Annotated in this window: 17 protein-coding genes and 1 tRNA gene; 4 read left to right on the forward strand and 14 right to left on the reverse strand. The window is 44.5% G+C overall.

The window, feature by feature from the left end; all coding sequences use genetic code 11:
- Positions 1-339: 339 nt before the first annotated feature.
- The 7 genes from QUA80_RS22165 to QUA80_RS22195 form a co-directional block, all read right to left on the reverse strand.
- A tRNA-Val gene (locus QUA80_RS22165) sits at positions 340-413 on the reverse strand.
- Positions 414-499: 86 nt separating this feature from the next.
- A complete protein-coding gene (locus QUA80_RS22170; protein WP_333427228.1) occupies positions 500-2491 on the reverse strand; it encodes a serine/threonine-protein kinase in 1992 nt (663 codons plus the stop codon).
- Between the two features lie 259 nt (positions 2492-2750).
- Positions 2751-3197: an SRPBCC family protein gene (locus QUA80_RS22175; protein WP_333427229.1), complete on the reverse strand. Its 447-nt coding sequence runs from the start codon at positions 3195-3197 to the stop codon at positions 2751-2753.
- A gap of 102 nt (positions 3198-3299) precedes the next feature.
- Complete coding sequence (gene zds, locus QUA80_RS22180; protein ID WP_333427263.1) at positions 3300-4736, reverse strand: 9,9'-di-cis-zeta-carotene desaturase; 1437 nt, start codon at positions 4734-4736, stop codon at positions 3300-3302.
- A 60-nt stretch (positions 4737-4796) separates the two neighbouring features.
- Positions 4797-5168 (reverse strand): type II toxin-antitoxin system PemK/MazF family toxin, encoded by a 372-nt coding sequence (locus QUA80_RS22185; protein WP_333427230.1) that lies wholly within the window; start codon positions 5166-5168, stop codon positions 4797-4799.
- Positions 5158-5412 carry a hypothetical protein gene (locus QUA80_RS22190; protein ID WP_333427231.1) on the reverse strand — a complete coding sequence of 85 codons (255 nt, stop codon included), beginning with the start codon at positions 5410-5412 and terminating at the stop codon, positions 5158-5160. The genes QUA80_RS22185 and QUA80_RS22190 overlap by 11 nt, the downstream gene beginning before the upstream one ends.
- Positions 5413-5520: 108 nt before the next feature.
- The gene (locus tag QUA80_RS22195) at positions 5521-7167 is read right to left on the reverse strand and encodes a DUF6930 domain-containing protein (RefSeq protein ID WP_333427232.1); all 1647 of its coding nucleotides are present in this window, start codon (positions 7165-7167) and stop codon (positions 5521-5523) included.
- Positions 7168-7410: 243 nt separating this feature from the next.
- Between QUA80_RS22195 and QUA80_RS22200 the strand changes: the two genes are divergently transcribed.
- From QUA80_RS22200 to QUA80_RS22210, 3 genes are all read left to right on the forward strand, one after another.
- Positions 7411-7764 carry an iron-sulfur cluster assembly accessory protein gene (locus QUA80_RS22200; protein ID WP_333427233.1) on the forward strand — a complete coding sequence of 118 codons (354 nt, stop codon included), beginning with the start codon at positions 7411-7413 and terminating at the stop codon, positions 7762-7764.
- A 118-nt stretch (positions 7765-7882) separates the two neighbouring features.
- The gene (locus tag QUA80_RS22205) at positions 7883-8299 is read left to right on the forward strand and encodes a tetratricopeptide repeat protein (RefSeq protein WP_333245352.1); all 417 of its coding nucleotides are present in this window, start codon (positions 7883-7885) and stop codon (positions 8297-8299) included.
- Between the two features lie 196 nt (positions 8300-8495).
- Complete coding sequence (locus tag QUA80_RS22210) at positions 8496-8693, forward strand: hypothetical protein (protein WP_332984883.1); 198 nt, start codon at positions 8496-8498, stop codon at positions 8691-8693.
- 172 nt (positions 8694-8865) lie between these two features.
- Here the strand turns inward: QUA80_RS22210 and QUA80_RS22215 are convergent, their stop codons facing one another.
- Positions 8866-10500, reverse strand: a complete 1635-nt coding sequence (locus QUA80_RS22215) for a DUF3352 domain-containing protein (RefSeq protein WP_333427234.1) — start codon at positions 10498-10500, stop codon at positions 8866-8868.
- Positions 10501-10648: 148 nt separating this feature from the next.
- Between QUA80_RS22215 and thyD the strand changes: the two genes are divergently transcribed.
- Complete coding sequence (thyD, locus tag QUA80_RS22220) at positions 10649-11575, forward strand: thylakoid membrane protein ThyD (protein ID WP_333427235.1); 927 nt, start codon at positions 10649-10651, stop codon at positions 11573-11575.
- 710 nt (positions 11576-12285) lie between these two features.
- On the opposite strand, the gene QUA80_RS22225 is transcribed toward thyD, so the two are convergent.
- The 6 genes from QUA80_RS22225 to QUA80_RS22250 form a co-directional block, all read right to left on the reverse strand.
- Complete coding sequence (locus QUA80_RS22225; protein ID WP_333427236.1) at positions 12286-14028, reverse strand: EAL domain-containing protein; 1743 nt, start codon at positions 14026-14028, stop codon at positions 12286-12288.
- A gap of 278 nt (positions 14029-14306) precedes the next feature.
- Positions 14307-15581, reverse strand: coding sequence for a response regulator (locus QUA80_RS22230; RefSeq protein WP_333427237.1), 1275 nt, complete (start codon positions 15579-15581; stop codon positions 14307-14309).
- A 244-nt stretch (positions 15582-15825) separates the two neighbouring features.
- Positions 15826-21285, reverse strand: coding sequence for an AAA family ATPase (locus QUA80_RS22235; protein WP_333427238.1), 5460 nt, complete (start codon positions 21283-21285; stop codon positions 15826-15828).
- Between the two features lie 165 nt (positions 21286-21450).
- A complete protein-coding gene (locus QUA80_RS22240; protein ID WP_333427239.1) occupies positions 21451-22572 on the reverse strand; it encodes a 3-oxoacyl-ACP synthase III family protein in 1122 nt (373 codons plus the stop codon).
- Positions 22573-22701: 129 nt separating this feature from the next.
- Positions 22702-24540: a thiamine pyrophosphate-dependent enzyme gene (locus QUA80_RS22245; RefSeq protein WP_333427240.1), complete on the reverse strand. Its 1839-nt coding sequence runs from the start codon at positions 24538-24540 to the stop codon at positions 22702-22704.
- A gap of 84 nt (positions 24541-24624) precedes the next feature.
- Entirely contained in the window at positions 24625-26187 is a 1563-nt protein-coding gene (locus QUA80_RS22250; protein ID WP_333427241.1) for a long-chain fatty acid--CoA ligase, read from the reverse strand.
- Positions 26188-26193: the final 6 nt, after the last annotated feature.

The raw sequence follows: 26193 nt of genomic DNA on the forward strand, positions 1-26193 counted from the left end.
TTACTTATTATCTCGGATGATTCACTTTTATCCCCTCCATCTGCCTATGTGCCAGTTGGGGGTGCGGAATGTGGGTTAAGGATTAATTTAATTGCTGGAATTTACAATTATGACCTGTATTTATCATTACAACAGGCGAGTACTTGATATTTTCGCAGGAAGTCTAACCAGTTAAAAGCGCGGCGTAAAAAGTCGAGGGCGGACTTGGCTGATATGGAGGTGGTTTTGGAAATACTTAGCTATGCTCAAGAGCAAGATTGAGCGACAGATGAGCGGAAAAAGGAACTTTTGCTAGGACGACAAACCTAAAACCTTTGACCGCTAAAGCATGGAAATTCATGGACACAACTGGACTCGAACCAGTGACCCCTACGATGTCAACGTAGTGCTCTAACCAACTGAGCTATGCGTCCTCACGAATTCTTAATGTAGCAGAACATTCGATCGCCTGTCAAGCATAAATATAAGATTTTTTAGGCTGGCACTCTTGAGATCGCCCCTAATCCCCAATCCCGCGCCAAATCTTCACTGTTCGATCGCCCGCACCGCTAGCCAAACTCCTTCCATCCGGACTAAACGCCACCGACAAAACCTCCTCCCCGTGGCCCGTCAGAATTTCCAGCAAACCCCCCGTGCCGGCATCCCACAAATAAATGGTGCCATCCCGACTCCCCGTCGCCAAAACCAGACCATCGGGACTAAACGCCACACACAAAACATCCCCAGAATTGTCCCTCATACTCCGCAACAGCGTTCCTCGCCCCTGTGCATCCACCCGCCACAGCTTCGCCGTACCATCCCGACTCCCCGTCGCCAAAATCAATCCTTCTCCTACTCCCCCCCTTACCAAAGGGGGGCTGGGCGAGTTCGCAGCAAAAACGATCGCCCGCACCCAATCCCCGTGCTCTGCTAAAGAACAAATCGATCGACCATTTTGCCAATCCCACAACTGCACAGTCTTGTCCCGACTGCCACTTGCCAACAACTCCCCGCCAGGACTAAAAGCCACAGCCTCCACCCCGCCAGCGTGACCCGTCAAAGCCGACATCCGCCTTCCCTTATTCAAATTCCACAACTGCACAGTTTTGTCCCGACTGCCGCTAGCCAAAACCTGACCGTCCCGACTGAATGCCACAGCATAAACCCTGTCTTCGTGACCCCGCAAAGCGTACCACCACTTACCCTTATTCAAATCCCAAATTTGAATTGTTTTGTCCCGGCCACCACTAGCCAAAGTCGCCCCATCAGGACTAAACGCCACACAAGTCACCCAGTCAGAATGACCCGTAAGAGTGTACCACCGCTTACCCGCATCCAACTTCCACATCTCGATCGTCTTGTCCTCACTGCCGCTAGCTAAAGTCGCGCCATCGGGACTGAAAGCTACCGACGTGACAGCACTAGAATGCCCTACCAGAGTATAAACACACCTCCAAGTGGGCGCGCGTGCGGGCCGGGCCCGCTGCATCCGCGGCACAGGTATAATTGTGCCTGCAACCGTTGGCGGCACAGCATTCTGCACCGCAGGCGTCCTCTGCGGCACGGAAATTTTAGGCGCTGGTAGGGGCGATGCCCCCGTGCCCGCCCCCGCCGACTGCAAATCTTTCAATACCTCAGCTACAGATTTGTAGCGGCGACTGAGACTCGGTTCGATCATTTTGTCGAGGATGCGGCTTAATTTCGGATCGATTTGAACCTTCAAAAAGTCTCGCCAAACCCAAGCATCTTGATTGATATCGAACAAATCAAAAGGAGATATTTGAGTCAGCAAATAAATGCAAGTTACTCCCAAACTGTACAAATCGCTGGCATAAACCGCTTGACCTCTAATTTGTTCCGGCGCGACGAATTCGGGAGAACCGATGACTGTACCGGTTTCTCTCAAACCCTCCACAACTTTTGCAGCGCCAAAATCAACTAAAACTAATTCCCCGGTTAATGTGGGGTAAGTATAAAGGATGGGAGTTTGAGAAATGCGGCGGATAATATTGGGCGGTTTAATATCTCGGTGAATTACACTGCGATCGTGCACGAACTGCAATACTGGCAATAAATCCTTCAGCAGACTGAGAATCTGGCTTTCGCTGAAAGGCCCAGTCCGCACCAACTCTTCCTGTAAATTGTGACCTTCTATAAATTCCTGTACCAAATACTGATAGCGTTCCTGCTGAAAGTGCGCCAGCAGTTCGGGAATTTGGGGGTGTTTCCCCAACTCGTCCAGCCGCACTGCTTCTCGGTTGAATAATTCTGCTGCTTTCTCGCTGCTGCTGGTACCTTGAGATAGGGGGAAAAACTGTTTAATTGCACAGCGCGGTTTTGAGGGTTTGTCTTCATCTACTGCTAAAAAAGTGCGGCCGAAACCGCCGCGCCCGAGGGGTTTGATGGCGCGGTAACGCTCTCTGAGCAACAGTTTGGAGCCGCAATTCAGGCAGAATTGGGTACGATCGGCATTTTGCGGCTTTTGACAGGTGGGGTTTAGGCAGTAACTCATAACTGAACCGAGAAGGAATCAGCAGCATCTCTCTATGATACTGAGGGAAAAGGGCGATCGACTCTCGCGTTACAATTATATTTCTGGACGCACGGGCGAACAGAAACCCAGTTTTTAACCAAAATATTTGCTTAAAACGGTCAATCTCGGTTCAAAAACCCGGTTTCTTGGTTCTGGTGCATAAGTCCTAAATTAGAACTTAAAAAACTAAAGTCATGACTACAAACTGGTTAGTAGTCATGAGTTTAGTCCTCATAATTTAAGATGTCGCTTTCACCTTCAGAGCATACTCTTTAAACCTTTCCAAGTCAGCCTGAATTGTCGATTCAACCACGCGGCCGAGAAATAGGTTATCCATCAATTTTCCCAGCCAGCCGGGAATTCCGTAAGCCACTGTCAGCTTGACGATACTGCTGTCTTTGCGATCGTAAAATCTTACCGCACCTCGATTTGGTAAGCCGTCTACCGATTCCCATTGAATTATCTGATGCGGAACTAATTTGAGAATCCGAGAAAGCCAGCTAAATTCTAACCCGCCAGTTGCGAGTTTCCAGCGAGACAATTCTGGATTTTCTTCGAGAACATGAACAGATTCTATCCACTTCATCCAGCGCGGCATTTGCTCTAAATCTGACCAGAGTTGCCACGCTAATTCGATGGGAATTGCCACTTCTACTTGGACGCTGTGTTCTAACCAATCAGTCATGCGATTTTAGATTTTAGATTTTAGATTTTAGATTGAAGAATTGTTTCTTTTTTGTTCCCAGGCTATGCCTGGGAACGAGAGAAAACGAGAGAGGACTAATGACTAATGACCGTAAGCTTCGAGAATTGCCTTAGCCGCTTGATGGCCTGAAAGTGTCGCTCCTTCCATGCTATCAATGTAGTCTTGCTGAGTGTAACTTCCTGCTAGAAAGAAATTGGCGATCGGAGTTTTTTGAGCGGGGCGGAAAACATCCATGCCCGGTGCTTCGCGATACAAAGATTGAGCGAGCTTAACTACACTGTACCATGTCATATTTAATTCCCGCGCTGAGGGGAATAAATCCTGAACTTGCTTGAGTACGTGTTGGGCGATCGCCTCATTGCTTTGTTTGATAAACGGATCTCCCGGTGTCAGCACCAACTGCAACAGCGAACCTTGTCCTTCTTGATAATAATCCTTGGGACTTGTCAGCGCCAAATCTGCAAAACAAGAAAAATCTGCATCTGCTGAATATAGCAAATTATCGATTCCTACAGCATGACTCAACTGTTTGCGCTTGGCTTCGTCTTCCAGTTCCGTTACCCAACCGTCGAACCGCAATTGTACAGTCGCCACCGGCACCGCATCTAATTTATAAATGTTGTCAAATTCTGACCATTTGCGCCAAGCTGGGGGCAATATTTTCTGAATTCCCGGCACGTCGCAGGCGAAAACGTAAGCGTCTGCGGTAATATTTTCTTCTGTTTCGCCGTTAGCTACTACCAAGCCTGTCACGCGGGTTTCTTCGCCTTCTTCAAACTGAATTTCTCGGACTCTGCGCCGCGTGTAAATTTTGGCTCCTTTCTTTTCCAAATATTCCACAATTGGTTTGTGCAAATATTCGTTGGGAGAACCGGCCAGCATCCGCATGACAGAGGCTTCGGTTTTCGATGCAAAGAATTGAAATATTGTCAACATACACCGGGCTGAAATATTTTCAGTGTCGATAAAACCCAGTGCGTAGGCGATCGGATTCCACATTCTTTTGAGCGAGTTTTGGTTGCCACCTTGGCTGCGGAACCAGTCAGCGAAGCTAATTTTATCCAAATCGCGGATAGTTTTCATTGCCCCGTCAAAGTCTATCAAACCCCGAACGATCGGGCTAGTTCCCAGGGCGATCGCATTTTGAATTTTGTCTTGTACGGATAGCTGGGATGTAGTAAAAAATGCCTTCAATCCGTGAAACGGAGCACCGACGGGGAAGCGAAAATCCAAAGAACCAGTTTCGCCGCCTCGATTGATAAAAGTGTGGACGTGTTCTTTGAGGAGCAAATCGTCAAAAGCTCCCACTTTTTTCATCAGGGCAAATAAGTTATAATAGCAGCCGAAGAAGACGTGCAAACCCATTTCAACGTGATTGCCGTCGGGATCTACCCAACTGCCGACTTTGCCGCCGACAAAGGGGCGGGACTCAAAAATTTCTACTTCGTGGCCGGCCTCCACTAAATCGACTGCTGTGGTCATTCCAGCCAGTCCCGCACCTGCGATCGCAACCCGCATTTTACCTATCCTTTCCAGTATTTTTACAGATTGTAACAAATTTTAGAATTTCCGAAACATTCAAAGTTCATAAATGCCGATCGACACTTGTACAGCCCTCTGAATTCTTGCTAGGACATCAGCACTAAGTTGACCGTAAGGGCCTTGTTCTAGGAATGTCTGGCGCAAAGCAGAAACGTTTTCACATACAGCTAGAGAATCAGCTTGCAATCCTCCCTCACCCGCAGGAATCAAGACACGAGTAGGATTTTCTACTCCTGCAACGTTACTGGTGAAAGGAACAACAATGACAGAATCCGTAAACTCGTTGCGGATATCGGGGGAAACCACAACTACAGGTCTTTTTTTGGTATCTCCTAACTGACGCAAAGCCCTTGAAAGGTAAATCTCACCTTGGCGAGGATAAGTGTTAGCTTTTGAGTTAGAGTCCATCGCTGCTCCATGTTTCTTCTATCTGTTCCTCTACCAAATTAAACCATTCTTTTTCATCCTCAATATCTTCTTGGCTGCGGTTTTGATAAAATTTCCGCAACTTATCTTCGATTTGCTTAGCGTACCAGAGACGGAGAGCCTGCTCGATCGCCTCCGTCCAATTATCAGTAAATTGCTCTATTTTATCCGCGAATTCAGCATCAATGGCGACTAATACTTCTCGCTTTTGAGTAGAATTTGACACAATCATTCTCCTGAATAATTTAAAAACTACGGTGCGCTGCGGCGCACCTTACAAATTACTTTTACCTCTTCCTTCTCACAACACTCAACACTCAACACTCAACTAACTTTAAAACATCGGCATCAACTGAAGCGGCCCAATTCCCAAGTCTTTAGCAGACACCCAGCGCACCTCAAACAAAGCGACCATATCCTTAAACTGAGGCTGACCGCGAGAAGCACCCATCAAGCCTTTAGCAATTACCAAACCGCACCAACCGTTGGTAAATTTACAGCGGCGCTCCCACTTTTGGCGAGCTTCCTGATGCACCGGATCGTTTTCATTAAACTCCCCAAACAAATACAGATCCCCATTTTTAGCTTGCAAAATACCCAAGTCGTACTGCTCATCTTGAAAAGGATCTTCGCCCGGATTAAAACAAATTGCCTTCACTCCTCCAGCTTCCTTCAAATCTTGAATCATAGTTTTCGCCTTCGGATGAGAAGTTTGGATCATCACCACCGGCAAACCATCTCCGGCGCTATTAATATCAGTTTCTGCACCTTGGTGAAACTGGGCAGTTGCCCGCAGAAACTCTACCGTTTCCCAAGGTACGACGCCCAGACTCAAAAATGAATTTTGCGGCACCAAATCGTCCCGCAGCAGCGGCATTTCAAATTCATCATCATCCTCATCATCATCACCGTCATCACCGAGCATCTCTAATAATTCGTCAGACACCTCGGGCATCGTCGAAACTTTAACGGATACCTGTTGAATTTCTCCGTCAGGCTGCGGAACAGGGATGCGGTAGCGGCTGCTAAGACTGGGAAAGGTCTCTGCTCCCAATTTCCGGCGGCCGTTGCGGAAAAAGCGGTGAAATGCTTCGAGAGCAACTAACATCGTGAGGGCTTCTTCTTCGTAAAGAATCGATCGCAATCCTTCTAAAGGATGCAGGTTGCCGAAATTTGGTTCAATTTCCGATGGAGGCAAATCGGCTAAATCAATTTCTACACCATCGTCCTCATCAATATCTCCTGCACTTTCAAAGGTGAGAAACAAACAGTCTTGCCCTAAAAAAGCCTGTTCTAAATCTTCAAAAGATTCATCGTTGACGACTCGTTCTCGAAACCGCTTCAAGGATTCTAGAGAACGGTACAGTAAAACTCCGTAATCCATTCTGCCTTGCCCCAATACGGAAACGTAGAGGCTGGCGACATCCCACTGATTGATTTCAATAGATATAATTTGGTGTTCGCTCAAAGTCCGCCACGGAGCGTCGTGCCAAATTTGAGCAGCTTTTTCCATTAAAACTTCAGCATACTGAGGGGGCAACTCAGGAGGTCTGTTGGTCGCGACCTCTTCCATGCCGCGAAATATTTCGTCAATTAGGGGCAATTCCGGCACGTAGTCAATGGAAATGCCTAAATCTTGAAGTACGCCCCGCAGATAAAATTGAATTTCTCGGTTTTTGACTACTATTTTTTGGGGGCGGACTGCGGGAGCCGGACTTTGGGGATGTTCCATTGCCCGTAGCAGGGCCCGGACGATCGCCTCTGGGCCGGCATCTGGGCCTACCATGTCCATAGCCCTCACGACTCCTTCGGAGCCATCGACCCAGAGAATGCACTCGCCACCAGCTTCTAGAACGTCATCGTCATCTATCATCAGGTGTGAGTCAGCATTAGATAAGGGTCGGCGATCGCCCTCCCACACGCTGGGAATTTGAGGTAAGTTTTGTAGCCGACGAAGAGTAGAGCGATTCAGCGCTGCCATAGAGTAAGCCCGTTGGGTGAAGCATTGTTGCGGTGCCGGTAGCCGGTCAACCGCTGCTTCTCAATCATAAACCCTATAGGGGGAGAGGACATCGAGCTTGGGAACGAGGCTCCACGGGAATTAAAAATTAAAAGCTCGATATTCAGCCTCAGCATCTAACTGAATGCCTTCTGGCGAATGGCTGTACAATGGACGAATAAGATCAAACTCTTAGCATTAGACAGTCTCAGGAGTTCGGCAATTATGACTCAAGCCATTTCACAAAAGCGGGGCATTCAAATGACGGACTCTGCAGTCCGTCAAGTTTTAGCTCTGAGAGAAAAACAAGGTAAAGACCTCTGCTTGCGCGTAGGGGTGCGCCAGGGCGGATGCTCTGGAATGTCCTACGTGATGGATTTCGCAGATCCGAGCACTGTGAAAGCCGACGATGAAGTGTTCGACTACGACGGTTTTCAGGTAGTTTGCGATCGCAAGAGCATTCTTTATCTCTACGGTTTGGTGCTCGACTTCAGCGATGCTATGATCGGGGGCGGCTTTAAGTTTACAAACCCCAACGCAACTCAAACTTGCGGCTGTGGCAGTTCTTTTTCTGCATAAATTGGAAAATAGGGCATTGGGAATTGGTAATTGCTGAGAATGCCTCGAACTGCCTTGCGGCGTCCCGCACCCAATGCTCTTTTCCATCTAAAATCTCAAATCCCAAATCTAAAATCGAATGACCCCTGAAGAATTGTTTAAAGACGGTTTCGATCGCTACCAAGCTGGCGAAGCCCCCGCTAACCTGATCCCCGTGTTTAAAGAAGTGTGCGAGAAAGCTCCCAAAAATGGCAATGCCTGGGCTAGCCTCGCGTGGCTCTACCTGTTGGAAAATAAACCCGCACCAGCTCAAAAGGCAGCGAAAACAGCCGTTAAATTGAACCCTCACGACCCGCAAGCTCGCATCAACCTAGCAGTCGCGATCCTCGACCTCAAAGAGAAAGGGGTGCGCCCCCACGTAGAAGTAGCTCAGCAACTCCTGATGGCTTCGGAAGAGTTGCTCGACGAAGTTAAAAAAAATTTTGAAGAAGGATTAAGCAGAAAACCGGACTGGAAGAGTCTCGCCCGCGTTAAGCAGTGGCTGTTTGAGCCCTAACCGCTCAAACAAGTCGATTTTTGGGCGGGGATCGAGGGAATCGGCTTTGCGGTTTATTACGACATCGTAATAAATCAATAAATAACTTTATGGAAAACTCAGGAAGTCAGTGCTAGTATTTGAAAACTTAGACGATTGACAAATCCGCTCAGCGGTTTTCATACTTCACTACCATAATACTAGGAGTTGTAAAGACATGAGCACTGAAAGCCACGTTAACATCAAGCCAGCAACCCGCAACCACAAAGGTTTCTTTATTCAGCCCGCTTCTTACAAGTTGATGAGCATTGATAAGTCCGGCTGGGCATTGATTTGCATGGACAAAGCAGTTTGTCACTATGTAGATCCGGATGATTTGCAATTGCCGAATAAATCGGGAATGTCTGAAGGTTAATTCTGAAGTTTTGAGAGACTTTAAGATGCTTTATTTGAGTAGCTGCCCTCCCCAGAGAGGCAGCAACTTTTTTTTGAGCAACTTTTTTGGTCTGAAGGAAGTTGGCCAACGGGCAGTGTAAGGGATTTAACGGATAGAAGGATAGAAGGAAGAATTACTGATTCCCGATTAACTAATTGTTAGATTTCTTCAAGGCAAAAAGCATCTCCAACTCAGCATTTGTCGGTTGTGTAGAAGCTGTAACTACGCTAACTCCTCGGAGAGAATTCAGCAATTCAGCGGTGGGCGGCGAAACTAAATTTGGCTGTACTGCGAGCAAATATTGGTTAGCCCAAGACATGGTTTTTTCCATATCTATATAAAAGTAACCTTGGTTGGCTTGCGGTAAAGAAGTGGCGATCGCCTGAAAACTCGGACTGCTGCTTAGCGGTTGCGGTGGCGTCGAAGTAATCACATCAACTAAAGGCCCGCCGAAAGCTACAAACACGGAATTTTCATTCAGCCAACCGTGCCCGAATAAAGTGCCTTGCTGGGGTATTTGCCACTCGGTAACTTCTTTGCCTTGAACTTGTCTGGGGGCGACACTGACTGTAGGATTGCTTTTGGCGATCGCATCGAGTTTTTTCAATGTTGCTTCGGCTGCAGGGCGATCGCTGGTTTCAAAAATCATCGCCGCCCCCATGCCCAACTGAGACAAAATGCCTTGATTGGAACCGATCGCCCCGATCGCAAATTCCCCATTCATCCAACCAAAAACATCCCGATCCGCATCCAAATCCAACCGCTTAAAACTATCCCTCACCTGCTGAACTCCCCTGTCAACTTCCGGGCTATCTTTTGCCTCGGCGGTTGCTTGCGACCAAATTTTATCGATTCCCTTGCCACCAATTAAAGCAATAGTTTCATCCGGAAATTTGGGCAACAATTTCGATGCCAATTGTGGATTTTGCTGAACGAATTTAGGGTCTAACTGAGCAATAGTTTTTACCCTCAATCCCTCACTATCCGCCCCTATTCCCGCAACCAAAGACTTGACCTGTTTGAACTGCGAAAACACTGTCCAAGGCAACTGCATATCTGCGGGCAAATTAGCTTTCAATTGCTCAATTGCCGCAGGATAGTCAGCAATATAAACAGTGGCGATCGGATTTTTGACACCAGCACTCTCTGCAAAAAACTTAGTTGTGCTCTGCTGCGTAGCGAGAGAGGGTTCTCCTGTAAAAGTATCGATCGCCAATTCCACAGGCTTTTTCAAAGGAGCCATCACTAATTGGTCGTTCAGCAAAGCCACACTGTAGCGCTTGCCAGTTGGCTCTGCAATCTCGTAAATTTTAACTCCTTTATACTCGGTTTCTTGAGTAGTTGCACCCGGCTGAGATTTTAATTTATTCGCAAAATTCCAAGCGCTAATTTTATTGTTGACGCTGACTACAACCAGCAGCTTGGGAGGCTCGGTTTTCGCTGCAGCATCAGGGGGCAGCAAAGCGACCATCACCCCCCCCAGCCAAGGCTTTAAGTCCCTGTCAAAGTCAATTTGAGTGCCTGCCAAGCTTTGTTCTTGAAAGGCGTTCAAACCCTGACCGACCAACTTTTGAGCCCCAGGGGTGCCAAATCGCTGCAAATGTGACAGCGCTTGGGGATTGGGGGAGATGAACGCGGCCATCATTGCTTCGTCGGGCACAACTTTGGCGCTGTCTTGAGGGTTGAATACTTTGTTCTTCAAACCCTGGAAGTAAAAGTAGACCGCGGCGCTACCTGCTGCGACGATGGAGGCAGCAATTAGAAGCTTTGGTTTTTTTGCAGGCATTGTTTTTAATCCTCGCGTCCTTTATCAGTTTAATGAAAATACACTTGGCTTGTGTGGAGGCGATCGAGGCTGCTGTTTATTTTTGTATAATTCAAAACAAGTTTGGACGATCGTCTAAAATACTAAAAATGTGCATTGCGGGTAAAAGATGAAAGTAGCGATCGCGGGAGCAACGGGATTTGTAGGTAGCCGACTGGTGGAAAAGCTGCAAGCTGCGGGACATCAAGTTGTGGTTTTTAGCAGGGATGCGGCGAAGGCTGGGCGAGTTTTTCCGGCTTCAGCTTATCCGAATTTGGAAGTTGTCGCCTACACTCCTGCGGAGTCTGGTGATTGGCTGCATTCGATCGCGGGCTGCGACGCTGTTGTCAATTTAGCAGGAGTGCCGATTGCGGAGGAAAGGTGGACCCAGGCGCGCCAGCAAGAAATTCTGGACAGTCGCAAACTGACGACGGCAAAATTGGTCGAGGCGATCGTCAATGCTAATCCTAGGCCATCTGTGTTAGTTAGCGCATCGGCGATCGGCTATTACGGAACCAGCGAAACCGCTGAGTTTGACGAAACGAGCCCTGCCGGAAACGATTTTTTAGCAGCAGTGTGCAAAGACTGGGAAGCAGCCGCCCAACCTGCAAAAAATGCGGGAACGCGGCTGGCAATTTTGCGGCTGGGGATAGTTTTGGGAATGGGAGGCGCGCTGGCAAAAATGCTGCCACCTTTTAAACTATTTGCAGGCGGCCCGATTGGCACAGGAAAACAGTGGTTTTCTTGGATTCATCGCGAGGATGTGGTTGATTTAATTTTGTACGCTTTGCAAAATCCGCAAGTTGAAGGAGTTTTGAATGCGACAGCACCGAATCCGGTGCGGATGAATGAATTGTGCCAAACTTTAGGAGAAGTTTTGCAGAGGCCTTCTTGGTTGCCGGTGCCTAGTTTTGCTTTAGAAATGCTCTTGGGAGACGGGGCAAAAGTTGTTCTGGAAGGGCAGAAAGTATTGCCGAAACAAACTTTAGCTAGCGGTTTTCAATACCAATATCCGACCCTGAAATTAGCACTCGAAGAGATTTTATCTGGAAGTTAAATTCCCCCGTTACCCTCGTTTCCAGGCTCTGCTCATTGGTGACAACTTAAGCCTCCAGTCCGCCAGGGACTTAAGTCCCTGGCTAATAGCTTAAGTCCACAGCAAGGAAGACTGATGAGTTTAAAAGTCTGCTTCTGGGTTCTCCTCGCTGTGGACTCAACAGGACAAAAACTCCGTTTTAAGCCCAAATAAAGCCAAAACAGGCTTTATTTGAAACAAATATAGCGGTTCTCAGAAAGATGAGGTACGTAGTTGGGCTTTAGCCCTCTTAGTGTAGTGGTTATATAAGCTGTCAGTCATACCTCATCTTTTTGAGAAAGGCTATATAGCCTTTCGAGCGAAAGATGAGGTGCTATCCGGCATAGGCCTGGAGTGGGCATAGGGCCTAGGCCTGGAGCGGGCATACCTCACCACGCTTGAGAACCGGTATACATGGAATATGCTGTATATAGCCTTTCGAGCGAAAGATTCGCGGACGTAGTTGGGCTTGGGCCCACGTTTAAGTTGTTATATAATCTATCAATCACACCTCATCTTTTTGAGAAAGGCTATACGTTGAGAGTAAGTTGTTACTATCCATGATGCTGTTCCCCGCGAGCGCGGCAGCATTAGTCACTAAATAATCAACTTCTGTTGCGGTGGAACAAGCCGGAGCATTCATGACGATAGCGACTGTTTTTGATATGAGTTTGCCTTGAAATATCCGCCGTTTAAGCATCGCCCAAGAGCGTTGCAGCCCTCAACAAAGCAACAGCCCCTTCCTCCTCCAAAGGCCGCGAGAAAAAGTACCCTTGATAGGAATTGCATCCCAAAGAACGGAGTATAATTAGTTGCTCTTGCGTCTCCACCCCTTCTGCGATTGCCTCTAATTCCAAAGAACTCGCCAGATTTAAAATTGCCTCCAGCAAAGTCAAATTTTTCCCTCCTTCCTCCACGCAGCAAACAAAAGAGCGGTCTATTTTGAGAGTATCAATCGGCAGCAATTGCAAGTAAGATAAATTTGAATAACCAGTGCCAAAATCATCCAAACAAACCTTTATATGCCGAGCTTTCAATAGCTCTAGCACCCCAGCAGCCTCCTCAGCATTTTCCATTAAAACACTCTCGGTAATCTCTAACTTCAAAAATTCGCCTTTTAAGTTATGCACTCGCAGCAGTGAGTCTAAAAGCGGCAACAAATTAGGAGCAAATAGCTGAATTCCAGATAAATTAACACTCATATTTAAAGGCAAATAGTTAGGGAATTGCAACTGCCATCTACTTAAACAAGCCACTGCTTCCGACAGTACCCACTCGCCTAGTGCCACAATCAAACCCGTTCTTTCCGCCACCGGAATAAACTCGCTCGGAGAAACCAACCCGCGGGTCGGATGCCGCCATCTTACCAACGCTTCAAACCCCACTATTTTACCCGTTGCAAAAGATACAATCGGTTGATAATTAAGATAAAACTGTTGCAAATTAATGGCATTTTGCAAGTCAGTTTCTAACTGGAGTAGCTCTAAAGCTCGCGACTCCATATCAATATTAAATACAACAGCGCTACCGGCACCCCGAACAAAAGCCTCATGCCTAGCCGCATCAGCCGCCCGCAGCAAATCTTCCGGCTCTTCTGTGCCTATTGCACCTAAAGCAATGCCAATACTAACACTAGAAAAAACCGCAGTTCCATTCAAGTTAGACGACATTTCTAAAGATTGGCGAATGCGTTCTGCTGCATCTAAAGCTAACTGAGAATTAGCAATATTTGCCAGCCAAATCGCAAACGCATCTTCTCCAACTCTTGCTATAAGATTCGCATTCAGAGCGCAACCCTCTAACCGCCGCGCTACTTCTACTAGCAACTGCTCTCCTCTAGAATGACCTAAACTATATTTAACAATTTGATAGCGGTTAAGCGTCAGAAAAAAAATAGCTTCTAAATGACCCAATTCTATTATATAATTCATGCCACTACGCATTTCCTTTAAGAGCAAATTGCGGTTAGGCAAACCCGTCAGCTCGTCGTAAAATGCTTGGTAGCGGATTTGTGCATTCGCTCTAGCAAGTTGCTGCTCTTTTTCCCTAGCAAGTCGCACAAACTCTAAAGTTTTATTAATGGTAATTTTTAAGTCATCAAAATCAATCGGCTTCGTTAAAAAATCAAAAGCACCCCTATTCATAGCTGTCCTAATATTTGGCATATCCCCGTAAGCTGAAACCACTACAGCTTTGAGCGTAGGGTCAATAGCTGGCAGATTCTCTAGCAAAGTTAAACCGTCCATTTCGGGCATACTAATATCAGTTAGCACCAAGTCAAAGGAGCCATCAGCTTGCAGTTTATCTAAAGCTTGGAGTCCATTAATTGCAAAATAAAACTCAAATTCTTGAGTCCTGATTTGATGCCGAAATAGCTGAAGGATTACATATTCTAAAAGTGGTTCGTCATCAATTACTAAGATTTTAGCTGTCATGGAATTGCTCTTGTTAGCAAGTAGCCAGGAGTTTAATTCTCTTGTAGGGGCAATTCCCCTGTGGTTGCCACCCTCTGATTGCCCCCCTGGGGTTGCAGCGTAAGTAAGTTTGGGGCAGGCATGGAGGCACTGCTGCTACAGAAAACTCATCATTTTCAGGACTTACGCTCAGAAACCGGGTTTCTCTGAAAAATTGAAGATTCTCACTAGATATCTACGAAGAAACCCGGTTTCTGGTCTCGACGTGCCTATGTCCTGATTTTATCAGTTTCCAACCCTTAAGTGGGAATTTCAATAATAAATTCAGTTCCCTCGCCTGGTGTAGAGTTACAACTGAGCCATCCCCCATGTTTTTCTTCAACAATAGACCGCGAAATTGACAAACCCAATCCCGTCCCTTTACCCACAGATTTTGTAGTAAATAAGTGGTTAAATACCCGCTGTTTCACCTCTTCTGTCATTCCCATCCCGTTGTCAGCAATAGAAATTATAACATGAGAATTTGAACGCTCAGTGATAATTTTGTCGCTCTCATCTGTAAGGAAAGTCCGAATCGTAATTTTATTAGGATTCACCTTAATTTCATCGCGGCTCCGCCCTGCATTCGACTCTTCCAATGCGTCAATGGCATTAGCAATGATATTTAAAAATACCTGATTTAACTGTCCGGGATAACACTCTAATGGTGGAATTTCTCCGTAGTCTTTGATCAATTTAATTTCGGATTTACCGTCATGCGCTTTGAGCCGATGTCTCAAAATTAATAAGCTACTATCAATTCCTTCATGAATATTGAAAGGAATTTTGGATTTAGTATCTGTCCGGGAAAAAGTCCTGAGAGAAACGCTGATTCCCCGAATGCGCTCAGTTCCTTCTTTCATAGAACTGAGCAGTTGTGGTAAGTCTTCTAAGAGAAAAGGGAGGTCAAGAGCTTCAATTTTAGTTTGTACCTCTGGATTATTTAGGGAGCTGTGTTGTTGATAAATATTGAGAGCAGCCATCAATTCTTGAAAGTAGCTTTCGGCGTGTTCAATGTTTCCTATAATGAAGCTAATGGGATTGTAAATTTCGTGGGCAACTCCGGCCACTAACTGGCCGACGGAAGCCATTTTTTCGTTTTGAATGAGTTGAGTTTGCACCTCTTGAAGTTCTGTTAAGTTTTGTCTGACTTGTTTGACAGTTTCTAAGGCTCTTTGAATGGTAATTTCCATGTCCTGAAAATCAATGGGTTTTGTCAAAAAGTCAAAAGCTCCCCGGTTCATGGCAGTTCTGATATTTTGCATATCTCCATAGGCAGAGATGACAACTGCTTTTAATGTATTGTCGATTTCTGAGAGCTTTTCTAGTAAAGTTAGCCCATCCATTTCGGGCATATTAATATCTGTTAGCACTAAATCGAAGGGTGGAGATTCTGCAATTTTTTCTAAGGCCTCTCTGCCATTGTGAGCAAAAACAAATTCAATTTCTTTGACCCTAATTTTTTGCCGGAATCTTTGTTGAATGACGTATTCTAAAAGTTGTTCATCATCGACGACTAGGATTTTGGCTGTCATGGGGAGCTATCCTGTATCCTCTGGTAGAAATAACTAGGGTCATTAGCTTCACTATAGCGGGTTGTTTAAAATTTGTAAAGGATTAAATTAGATGCGGTGTTTTAAAACCTATAAGCTGTGGCGGTCTTTAAATGGTATGTAAAAAAAAATCCAAGTCTTGTGGGGAGTAGGGGTAGGGCCAGAAAGCCCGCGCCGTGAATATACAATTTAAATGCGCGACAGCTTATCATTCACTAAAAATTATTTAACTTTTGGGCAAAGTAATGATAAATTCGGTGTAATTTTCAGGTTCGGTTTGTACTTCCAAGTTGCCTCGGTGTTGTCCAACAATAATATCGTGAGTGATGGATAAACCTAAACCTGTTCCCTGTCCGGGAGGCTTGGTAGTGAAGAAAGGGAGGAAGATTTTTTGTTGATTTTCTTTAGGAATGCCAATGCCATTATCACGAATGCGAATTTCTATTGCAGTGCCTAAATTTTTAGTGGTAATAGAAACAGTGGGATTGAAATCTGCGGTCATTTTAAATTGTTTAATATGGGAGGCATAGCAAGCATTATCAATGATGTTAATTAAAGCGCGGCTGAGGTCAGAAAAGGCAACATCTAGTTCTCCAATTGATTTGTCATAGTCAGTTTCAATGGTCAGATTAAAGGTTTTATCTTTGGCGCGAATGCTGTGATAAGCTAATTGTAAGGCTTGAGCGACGAGGGTGTTGATGTCAGTCATTTGGCGGTTACTGCCGTCGCTGCGAGCGTGCATGAGCATACTTTGAATAATGCTGTTAGCGCGTTGCCCTTGTTCGTTAATTTCGGATACGTTGCGCTTAAGATAAGTCAGGTTTTCGTTAATTAATTCCAGAGATTCTGAGTCAAAGTTTTGGGATAGGCGGCTTATTTCTTCTCCGATTTCAGATGTTAAGTCTTCTGAGAGAGTAGCAAGAGAGGTGACGAAGTTGAGGGGGTTGCGAATTTCGTGGGCAACACCTGCGGTGAGGGCTCCGAGGGAGGCGAGTTTTTCTGAGGCTACTATTTGTTTTTGAGCTGTTTTTAATTCGGCGGTTCGCTCTTCAACTTTTTGTTCTAGGGTTTCCGAATAGGCTGCAAGTTGTTGGTTGGCTTGTTCTAAGTTTTGGTTGAGTTGATTGACTTCTGCGTAGAGTTTGGCATTGGTAATGGCGATCGCAGCTTGTCCCGATAGCATTTGTAAAACTGTGAGTCTGTCAGCGGTAAATGCACCGGTTGTCAAATTATTTTCGAGATAAATAATCGCTGTAAGTTGACCTTGATTGAGCAGGGGCGTACACAAGATTGATTTGGGCTGATTTTGTTGGATGTAGGGGTCTTTTTTAAAGATTCCTTCGTGGCTGGCATCGTTTAAAACGACTGTTTCTTTAGTGCGAGCAACGTAGTTGATAATCGCGGCTGGAACTGCATTTTCTAGGAGAGGAACGGAAATACTTTCTTCTTCGGGCTGTTGGGGATTGGTCAATACGGTGAGGTCGTTACCTTCCACGATTCCGGTGGCTGAAATCACCCACTGATTCTCACTTGGGTTAGATGAAAAAGTGGGTTTGGTGAGCAATGAGCCGCGAGTAGCACCCGCATTTTCTATGAGAATGGTCATTAATTTACTTAGCAGTTCGCTGAGAACAATTTCTCCAGATAACGCCTGCGCTGCTTTCATAATCGTACCGAGGTCAAGTGCTGTTGAATTGCCGGAAGTAGAGGTTGTCATCCAGTTTGAGGTGGTTGTGCTAGTGGGGTCGAGACTCATAGTTTCAGGCTGTTGCGTGCGGGAGATGAGATGGGGATATGTTTCTTCTAAGTCTCTGACTTTGGCGATCGCTCCCCAGCGAATGTAGCAGTAATAGGCTTCGGTCATGTAGGTTTTGGCGACTTTTTCTCTACCGAGGGCGAGGTAAAATTCGGCAGCGCATTCGTTAGCGAGGGCTTCTTCTTGGATGAATCCTTGTTCTTTGGCTCCTTTGATGGCGCGATCGTAGTAGGTTGTTGCTGTCTCGTTTTGTCCTAATACTCGCGCTTTTTCTGCTTCTACGAGTTCGTATTTATGTTGGAAGTTCATCGGGGCGTGATGTGCCCAGGTTTTCATTTGTTTTTGATGGGTGGCGACTTTCTTGAGGTATTCTTTTTGTTCGGTTTTGGTGGTGGTGGGGTAGTGGGCGAGGAGGGCTAGGGAGTAGTAGAAGTTGTGTATTACAGACATCATTATCCCAGTCATATTTTCTTTGTATATTTCAGCTAATCTGGCAGTTTCAATAGAAAGAATATTTTTTTTAAACGAAAAAAATAAAATAAATTTAAACAAATAATTAAAAGCTATTGGCGTATTATTACAAGTTGCTAATATCTCTGAAATCTTGTTTTTTTCATCATCAATATTTTCTCCAAACAACAAAAACTTTTGTTGCTCTGATATATTATCCAGAAGATTTAACACAAACATTTGCATTGATTTGGTAGAATAAATCTGGCCAACTTGCTTATGCTTAATCATCATATTAATATATTGTGTTTGAATTTTAGCTACTGATTCTAAATGTTCCCCCGTAGCTAAAATGTGATTGCAGTAGCACCACGCAGAATAAAAAGTGTATTCTATATCTCCTGTTTCTAGTCCACTTTGAAATGCTTCAAGCAAAGGTTGTATAGTTGTTTGAATATGCTCTTTCCAATGCTTTATAAAACAATTAAAATACAAGTCAATTTTAGCTTTGAGTTCCTTAGCATGAAATTGTTCTACTAACCTAATAGCCAATTTCCCAAATTGATATCCAGAATCGATGTCAGACAGCACTCCACAAAGTAGCATTCCATAAGTCACATACCCCAAAGCAGACAAGGGCGAATTACCATATTGGAGAGAAAGATTGACCATTTTAAAGATAATCAGCGGAAACATCATCGGATTCGCCATGAAAGCAGCCGGAATGATAGCAACTAATATCCGCTGGGCTGCAAGCTTATATGGGTCATTCATTAATGGTAAAAAAGCTAAATCCTCAATCCGCTTACTGCCTATTGCTATTTTGTTGCGAATTAATCCTACTACTATGCTCAGTTTCGTTGGATTTCTAGGAAGGGAAACTCCAAGCAATTTCAGGACTTTTATACCCGTATCTAGCGCTGCTTGTGGTTGGTTTTGAGATAAATAAAATGGTATTCTTAGTTCATAAACCTTGATTGTTTCTAGCTGAGTTTTAGATTGGAACAAAACAACTTCTGATAGCTCTTGTGCTCGTTCAAAGTTAGTATTCAGGTATTCGGTTTCTAGTGTTTCTAAGTGAAGATTTCGCGTTAAATCGTAGTGATTTTGCCAGCTAGAGTCTGGCAGAAGTTCTAAACCTAGATTCAAATATCTGATAGCGGCTTCATAAGCTGTCGCTGCTTTTGCTTTTCGTCCAGCTATCAAATTAAAATTGGCTAGTTCATTTTTTTCTGACTCTTGCGTGATGAATTCCAACCCAATATTCAACTGATTAACAATATCAAATATATTCTCTTCCAGGGCAGTTTCCGCGTATTGCTGCAACAATAGCTTACCAATTTTCAAGTGAGTAATTTTTTTCTGATTTTCAGGAATCATTGAATAGGCTGCTTGTTGCACCCTATCATGTAAAAATCTATAGCTAACTTTGGATCGATCAAAAAGTAGCGTTCCTTGTTCTTCTGACTGAAAAGCCAAGGGAATTTTGTAGTCGTTACTAAGAGGTAAAACAAGACCAGATTGAAGTGCATACCACAATTTATCTGCTGTCTCTATCGGAGATTTTTCATTAACTATCGCGCAGACATCTAAGTTAAAACGGTTGCCAATACAAGCGGCTAATTGTAATATTTCCTGTGTAGATTCTGGCAGTTTTTGAATGTTTCTGGCTACGAGTTCCACAACGTTATAATCAGCAATGCCCAGGGATTTAATCTGCTTGATATCCCATTTCCAGGAACTTTTGATAAAATCAAATATTAGCAGTTGTTCTGAGTGTAGAGTCTTGAAAAGTTGTGTTAAGAAGAAGGGATTACCCTGAGTTTTATTGAAAAGTAGGTCTGCTAATTCTCTTGATTTGTTGTCTCCCTGAAGCGTATCGGCAACTAATTGACGGACGTTGCTAATATCTAACGCCTGGAGGACGATGTTATTTACAACCACGCCTGCTTTTTCTATCTCTTCAATGGTTTGAATTGTGGGATGAATTGGGCTAACTTCGTTATCTCGATAAGCGCCTATTAGTAACAGATATTCGCTATCGGTGTCTGTTATCAAGAGTTGCAGCAACTTCAAAGATGCTGAATCAGCCCATTGTAAATCATCGAGGAATAGAACAAGCGGATGTTCGGGTTTAGTAAATACATGAATAAATTGTTTATAAACCCGATTGAAACGATTTTGCGATTCAGTTGGGCCTAGTTGTGGTACTTCTGGCTGTTTGCCGATAATCAATTCTACTTCGGGAATTACGTCAATAATGACTTGTCCATTTTCTCCCAAAGCTGTTAATAGTTGCTCTTTCCAAATTGCTATATTTTCCGCATTTTCTGTTAATAGTTGTCGAATTAATTCTTGAAAAGCTTGAATTAAAGCGGCATAGGGAATATTCTTTTTAAATTGGTCAAATTTCCCAGCGATAAAGTAACCGCGTTGGCGAACTATGGGTTTATGCACTTCTTGGACAACGCAGGTTTTACCAATCCCTGAATAACCACTAACGAGCATCATTTCTGTTGAGCCAATTGCTACTCGTTCAAAGGCTGCCTTTAGGGTTGCGACTTCGGTTTCTCGTCCATATAGTTTTTGAGGAATGAGAAATTGACCGAATCGATCGATTTTTCCGGCTCTGAATTTTTTAATTTCTCCTGATTTTTCTAGTTGTTTAAGACATTCTTCTAAATCAGCTAAAAGTCCGCGAGTGCTTTGATATCTGTCTTCAGCAGTTTTGGCTAATAATTTCATTACGATATCAACAACGGCCTGGGGAATTTCTGGATTTAGCTGATTTAGAAGGGCGGGATGTTTGGCGATGTGACAATGCACCAATTCCATTGGGTCGTTAGAATTAAATGGTAGTTGACCCGTCAACATTTCGTAGAAGGTAATGCCAAGGGAGTAAAAGTCGGTGCGATAGTCAAGGGTGCGATTCATTCTCCCAGTTTGTTCGGGAGACATATAGGCGAGTGTGCCTTCGATGTAGTTGGGGTTACTGAGGGTAGGATTTTCTTTTTCTAGGCGGGTAGCGATGCTAAAGTCGATGATTTTTATTTCTCTGGTTTCTGGTTTTATGAGGATATTTTGGGGTTTAATGTCTTTGTGAATTATTTGATTTTGATGCAGTTCTCCGATAATTTGGGCGAGTTGACTGGCGATTTGAATAAAGTTTATTAAGGAAGTTTTTTGGGAGGTCATATATTGTTTGAGGGGTTGACCGCCAAAGTCTTCAAGAATTAAGACAAGTCCATGCTCATAAGGTTTTAAGTCAATGGCTTTGATAATTCCTGGGATATTTATAGATTGAAGAATTTGATATTCGTGTCTAATTCTGGCAACTTCTTGTAGGGTAGGATACTCGGAATTGAGGGTTTTAACAATGACACGGGTGGATTTTAGCTCATGGCAAGCTTGATAAATAACAGTTTTTGTACCTTCGTGAAGCGGGGCGATCAGTTGGTATCCAGGGAGGGGGGTTCTCATTGTCTATCTGTAAAAAGGTTGGACTGATGAACTGGGATATTGATGAACCCAGGGTTTTGTTTATGTTATCAGTTTTGAGTTTATCCTTTGTATACAGTATCACTTTTGGGATGAAAATACTTAAGATTTAATTAATTAAATCTTAAGTATTGACAAAACTCTAGTTTACAGAGCACCTATTAACTTTTCTGAGAAGATAGGAGCAGGGCCCAGATCCACATTGCCCCAGCGTATTACGGTGGCAGCGGCGTTAGATACTCCACCAAAGCTATAAAGAAGAATCAAGTCATTTTCACGAATTTTGCCTGCCTGTGCAGCATGGTACAAATTGACAATTGCGGATGGCGCTCCAATATTTCCATACAAAGGGTTGCAGTTGATTGTACGCTCCGGATCTATGCCTAGTGCGTGTATGTGGACACTTGAATACCAAGCAGTGTTCGTGTTAAAAACAAAAAAGTCGATTTGCTCAATGGTAAGACCTGCTTGCTCAATTGCATCAAGGCAACATTTGCGACAAAAATCTACAAACATATCGCGGAATACTTTGTTAGCATTCTTACTGATTCTTGTAAAGATCCGTGGGTTGCCTAATTGGTCTATTGAGAGTTCGTTTAAAAAGACACCTGTGGTGTCGGCGGTATTCACAATTTTGGTGCTTATAATCCCTTGATTTGCAGTCAGTGAACCAACTACAAAAGCAGCGGCACCATCGCCCATAAAAAACGATAGAGTATCATCTTCATCACAATTCCGAGAGGTTGTCTGGGATAGTACAACCAGTATATTACGATACTCGCCAATTTGGATCAGCGCACAAGCAGTCTGGAATGCAATAATCGGTGAACTACAAGTTGACTGCAAATTCCAGGCTCCCCCAGTAAAACCTAGTTGACCAGCTAAGTGAGAAGCATTGCCAAGCTCAGTATTCTCAGGAAACATTGAGGTGACAATTATTAGATCTATATCTTTAGAGGATAGCTTTGCTGCTTCTAACGCATCTTTAGCTGCACGATACTCAAGCGTCAAAGATGACTCACCAGCACTAAGCACTCGTCGCTCAATGATGCCCCGGAAGGGATCTTGAAGATACGGTATCATCTCTCGTGTCCAGATGTCCAACTCATTAATGGGGATGCCTTCAACAGGTGAAAAAGTTCTGGCGTAGGTTTTAAGCTCTGCCTGAGCAACTAAATCAGGATAATTTTTCCGAAAATAATCATTGGTGCGTATTGTACTCGGAAAGCTAACAGCAATGGCTTTAATTCCAACAGGTAGATTTGTCATCAGATTTCTCCTTCAAATTCAAACATTGATTTTTCAGACTGTTGATCCGAGCTTCAGTTAGTGCCTCCCGACTCGGATCGATGCAAACATCAACCACAAACGCTAACGCTATAGATAACGTTCCTCCTTTTATTTCAAGGATTGATTTTTCAAACTATTCATTCGAGTTTCAATTGGAGCTTTTCGACTCGGATCGATATACACATCAACCACAAATGGTGCAGTCGCTTCCATAGCTTTTTTTAACGCTGCCTCTAGCTCTGACTCCCTTTCTACCCGAATGCCATCTGCTCCCATCGATCGGGCAAATTGAACGAAATCAGCTTGGGGAATCTGCACTAAATCCTTACAACTTAGATGTGGCAAAACTTGGTTAACCATGTTGTAGCAAGCATCATTAAGAACGATCCAAACCGCAGGAACTTGATACCGAACAGCGGTACTGATCTCGTTATTCATCAACATCGCCCCATCACCAACAATGGCAACTGCTTTCCTGGGTTTATTAGTCATAGTCGCTGCAATTACTTCAGCAACGTTGTGACTTTGATTTTGTCTACTCTCAACCTTTCTTTTTGGCAGTGCCACAGTTGCTCCAATCACTCCAGTAACGTTGTGACCCATAGATGCAAACCCAGTAGTAGTGCGGTAACGACCAGGAACCTTAAATCGCAGTATATTGGTTGCCCAAGCAAAGGAATTACCGGGTTCCGCCATCACCAAAGCGTCACTACCTTCAACTATTTCCTGCTGAATTGCTTGCATCAGCACTTCAGGCCGCACTAAGTCATTTGTACTAGGGTCAATTGGTTTGAGTTGAGGGCGAGGGAATTCCTCTAATGTCAATTTATTGGCACAATTGAGCATTTGATCCTCGTTTTGCTTGCTCAGTTTCTTGATCTGTTTGAGCAGTTTCTTGAGAAATATTTTTGTATCGGATTGAATAGAAAAAGTCTTGGCATGTGGATAGGCAGTACCCGGTACTTGCGGATCGAGATCGACGTGAATAAATCCTTCAGGGGGAACCATTGCTGGATTCCAGAATGAAGTAAACTCACCCAAGCGAGTTCCTAGTACCAACACCCGTTCTGGCAAGTATTCGTGCATATAAGTAAGCACGGAGGAATGATCGCCTAAACCCGTCACTCCGACAAATTGCGGGTGATCTTCGGGAAAAATCCCCTTCCCTCGTGGCGAACACATCACCACTGCTCCAGTCTTTTTAGCTAACTTGCGGATCTTTTTAGCTGCACCCCGCGCCCCAAATCCTACCCAAATTGCAAATCGTTTTTGGGTTAACAACTGGGCACATTTCTTGACAGCTTTCTTTCTGGTAGTAACTACAGATTGGGAGAAATTCTCTTCGTCAAGCGGTAGCGCAACGTTGCTCATGCTTTTTTGAATGGTCGTCGTAATATTGATATGAGCGACAAAACCTCCAGACTGTGAAATTCCTTGGTTGAGCCGACGCGCCATTCCTGGAAGTTGTTCGGAAGATTCCAAAGTTACAGCATAATGAAACAAAGTTCCGGCAGTCAAAAGTCCTTCAGGCATGGTGTGGGGGCTGGTTTCCTGGCAAGCCCACCGTCCTTGCAGCCCGTGAGAAGTAGAAGCAGAAAGAAATATTACCTTTGCACCTTCCCAACGGGCAGCAAATAGCCCAGTTAGAGTATTCGTGATGCCGGGGCCAGTTGTGGCAAATACGGCAACAGGACGATCGCTAGCAAACGAAGCTTCTATCGCCGCAAAAGCCGCACCTGCTTCGTGACGAAAGTGCATCACCTTGATAGAACTGTTTTCCAAGGCCACCCAAATAGGCGCGATCGCACCTCCCGAAACCCCAAAAGCATACTCCACTCCTAAATTCTCCAAGAGCTTAACCACCGCTTCAGCAACAGAAACCGCTGGTGTTTCCATCTGACTGCTAACTACAGGTGCAGTGGCTAAAATCCCTTTTACGTTTGTCATTTTTCACTCCAAAACCACTCAGAAAAAACCATTGAGATTTGAAGTTAACAATTCAAATCTCAACCTCTATCAAGCAAATTACAATCAGCTATGCGCCTCGCGCAAAAGCCGCCTCAAAACCTTACCAGTCGCATTCTTTGGCAGCGAATCAACAAACCGGACAAGATGAGGAACCTTATAAGCAGCTATCTGCTTAGAACAGAAAGAAATCACATCCTCTGGGGCGACAACTTGCCCATTGTTAAGGACAATATTAGCCAAAATTTTCTCACCTTTCACTCTGTCAGGAACGCCACAGATAGCTACTTCCGCCACCGCTGGATGTTGAGAAATTACCCGCTCCAATTCACTCGGATAAACCTTAAATCCAGAAACATTGATCGTGTCCTTCAAGCGGTCAACAATATAGAAATAGCCCTCTTCATCCATTCGGCCCAAATCTCCAGTATGAAACCAACCGTTTGACATAACTTCGGCAGTTTCAGCGGGACGGTTCCAATAGCTCGACATCACATTCGGCCCGCGAATAATAATCTCGCCAACTTCCCCGACATCGACTTCTGAACCCTCACTATCCACCACCTTCATTTCCACATTATCAATTGGCATTCCAATCGAACCAGGCTTATATTTCAAGTAATGGTTGTAACAAGAAAAAGGCGAAGTTTCCGTCAAACCGTACCCTTCATGAATCACCAGACCATACTGTTCTTGCCACTGCTCTACAACTTCCAAAGGCATTCTGGCAGCAGCGCTAAAATAATAGCGCACTGAGTTAAAGTTGCATTCATCCGGCGACATTTCTAACAGCTTGGCAAAGGCAGTCGGCACTCCAAAAAACATTGTAATCCGCTCCGCAGCCGTTACCTTCAAAACTTCTGCTGGATAAAATCTACGCTGCAAAATGATAGTCGCACAAGCATTCAATCCCGCATTTAGAATGAAATTCTGACCGAAACAATGGAACAACGGTAAATACAAAAGCAACCTATCTTCAGCCCTCATACCGCAGCAGTGCTTGACAGAGTGCATATTTGAAGTCACATTACCATGAGAAAGCGCAGCTCCTTTAGGAAAACCAGTCGTCCCCGATGTATAGATAATTGCAGCGGGATCTGTGGGTTCCATTGCAACAGCTTTAGCTTCAGGAGAAGCATTTGCTAGGAGTTGTAACAAACTGATTTCTTTACAGCTTAAACTCAGCTTACTTCCAGAAATATGAGAAGAATGACTAACAACCACACTCGGTGGCTTAATAACTCCATCTTCAGCAATCAAAATGTATTGAAGGTAAGCTAAATCATCATCAGGCACTTGCATTCGCAATGATTCTGTCGCAATTACTATCTTAGCAGCACAGTCATTGAGAATAAACTGAACTTCATCTGTTTTGAGCATCGCATTGATCGAAACTGCGACAGCACCAATCTTTAAGATGCCCAGATAAGAGATGACAAATTCTGGAATATTAGGCAGGAAGAGAGCGACGCAATCTCCCCGTTTAATTCCTAATCCTTGCAAACCATTAGCAGCACAGTTTGCTAATTCATTTAGCTGCTTGTAAGTAAAAGATTTGCCTTCAAAAATTAAGGCAGTTTTCTGAGGAAAAAATCTACACCCTCTTTCGATATGCTCTGCAATGTTCATCCCTGT

This window comes from Microcoleus sp. F4-D5 (assembly GCF_036704885.1).
Lineage (GTDB): Bacteria > Cyanobacteriota > Cyanobacteriia > Cyanobacteriales > Microcoleaceae > Microcoleus.

Bases quoted from the DNA above. Each gene is read 5' to 3' on its own strand.
- QUA80_RS22205 (WP_333245352.1), top strand. From the start codon at position 7,883: ATGACCCCTGAAGAATTGTTTAAAGACGGTTTCGATCGCTACCAAGCT.
- QUA80_RS22240 (WP_333427239.1), bottom strand. From the start codon at position 22,572: ATGACAAATCTACCTGTTGGAATTAAAGCCATTGCTGTTAGCTTTCCG.
- QUA80_RS22230 (WP_333427237.1), bottom strand. From the start codon at position 15,581: ATGACAGCCAAAATCCTAGTCGTCGATGATGAACAACTTTTAGAATAC.
- QUA80_RS22170 (WP_333427228.1), bottom strand. From the start codon at position 2,491: ATGAGTTACTGCCTAAACCCCACCTGTCAAAAGCCGCAAAATGCCGAT.
- QUA80_RS22245 (WP_333427240.1), bottom strand. From the start codon at position 24,540: ATGACAAACGTAAAAGGGATTTTAGCCACTGCACCTGTAGTTAGCAGT.
- zds (WP_333427263.1), bottom strand. From the start codon at position 4,736: ATGCGGGTTGCGATCGCAGGTGCGGGACTGGCTGGAATGACCACAGCA.
- thyD (WP_333427235.1), top strand. From the start codon at position 10,649: ATGAAAGTAGCGATCGCGGGAGCAACGGGATTTGTAGGTAGCCGACTG.
- QUA80_RS22195 (WP_333427232.1), bottom strand. From the start codon at position 7,167: ATGGCAGCGCTGAATCGCTCTACTCTTCGTCGGCTACAAAACTTACCT.
- QUA80_RS22200 (WP_333427233.1), top strand. From the start codon at position 7,411: ATGACTCAAGCCATTTCACAAAAGCGGGGCATTCAAATGACGGACTCT.
- QUA80_RS22185 (WP_333427230.1), bottom strand. From the start codon at position 5,168: ATGGACTCTAACTCAAAAGCTAACACTTATCCTCGCCAAGGTGAGATT.
- QUA80_RS22225 (WP_333427236.1), bottom strand. From the start codon at position 14,028: ATGACAGCTAAAATCTTAGTAATTGATGACGAACCACTTTTAGAATAT.
- QUA80_RS22210 (WP_332984883.1), top strand. From the start codon at position 8,496: ATGAGCACTGAAAGCCACGTTAACATCAAGCCAGCAACCCGCAACCAC.
- QUA80_RS22175 (WP_333427229.1), bottom strand. From the start codon at position 3,197: ATGACTGATTGGTTAGAACACAGCGTCCAAGTAGAAGTGGCAATTCCC.
- QUA80_RS22250 (WP_333427241.1), bottom strand. From the start codon at position 26,187: ATGAACATTGCAGAGCATATCGAAAGAGGGTGTAGATTTTTTCCTCAG.
- QUA80_RS22215 (WP_333427234.1), bottom strand. From the start codon at position 10,500: ATGCCTGCAAAAAAACCAAAGCTTCTAATTGCTGCCTCCATCGTCGCA.
- QUA80_RS22235 (WP_333427238.1), bottom strand. From the start codon at position 21,285: ATGAGAACCCCCCTCCCTGGATACCAACTGATCGCCCCGCTTCACGAA.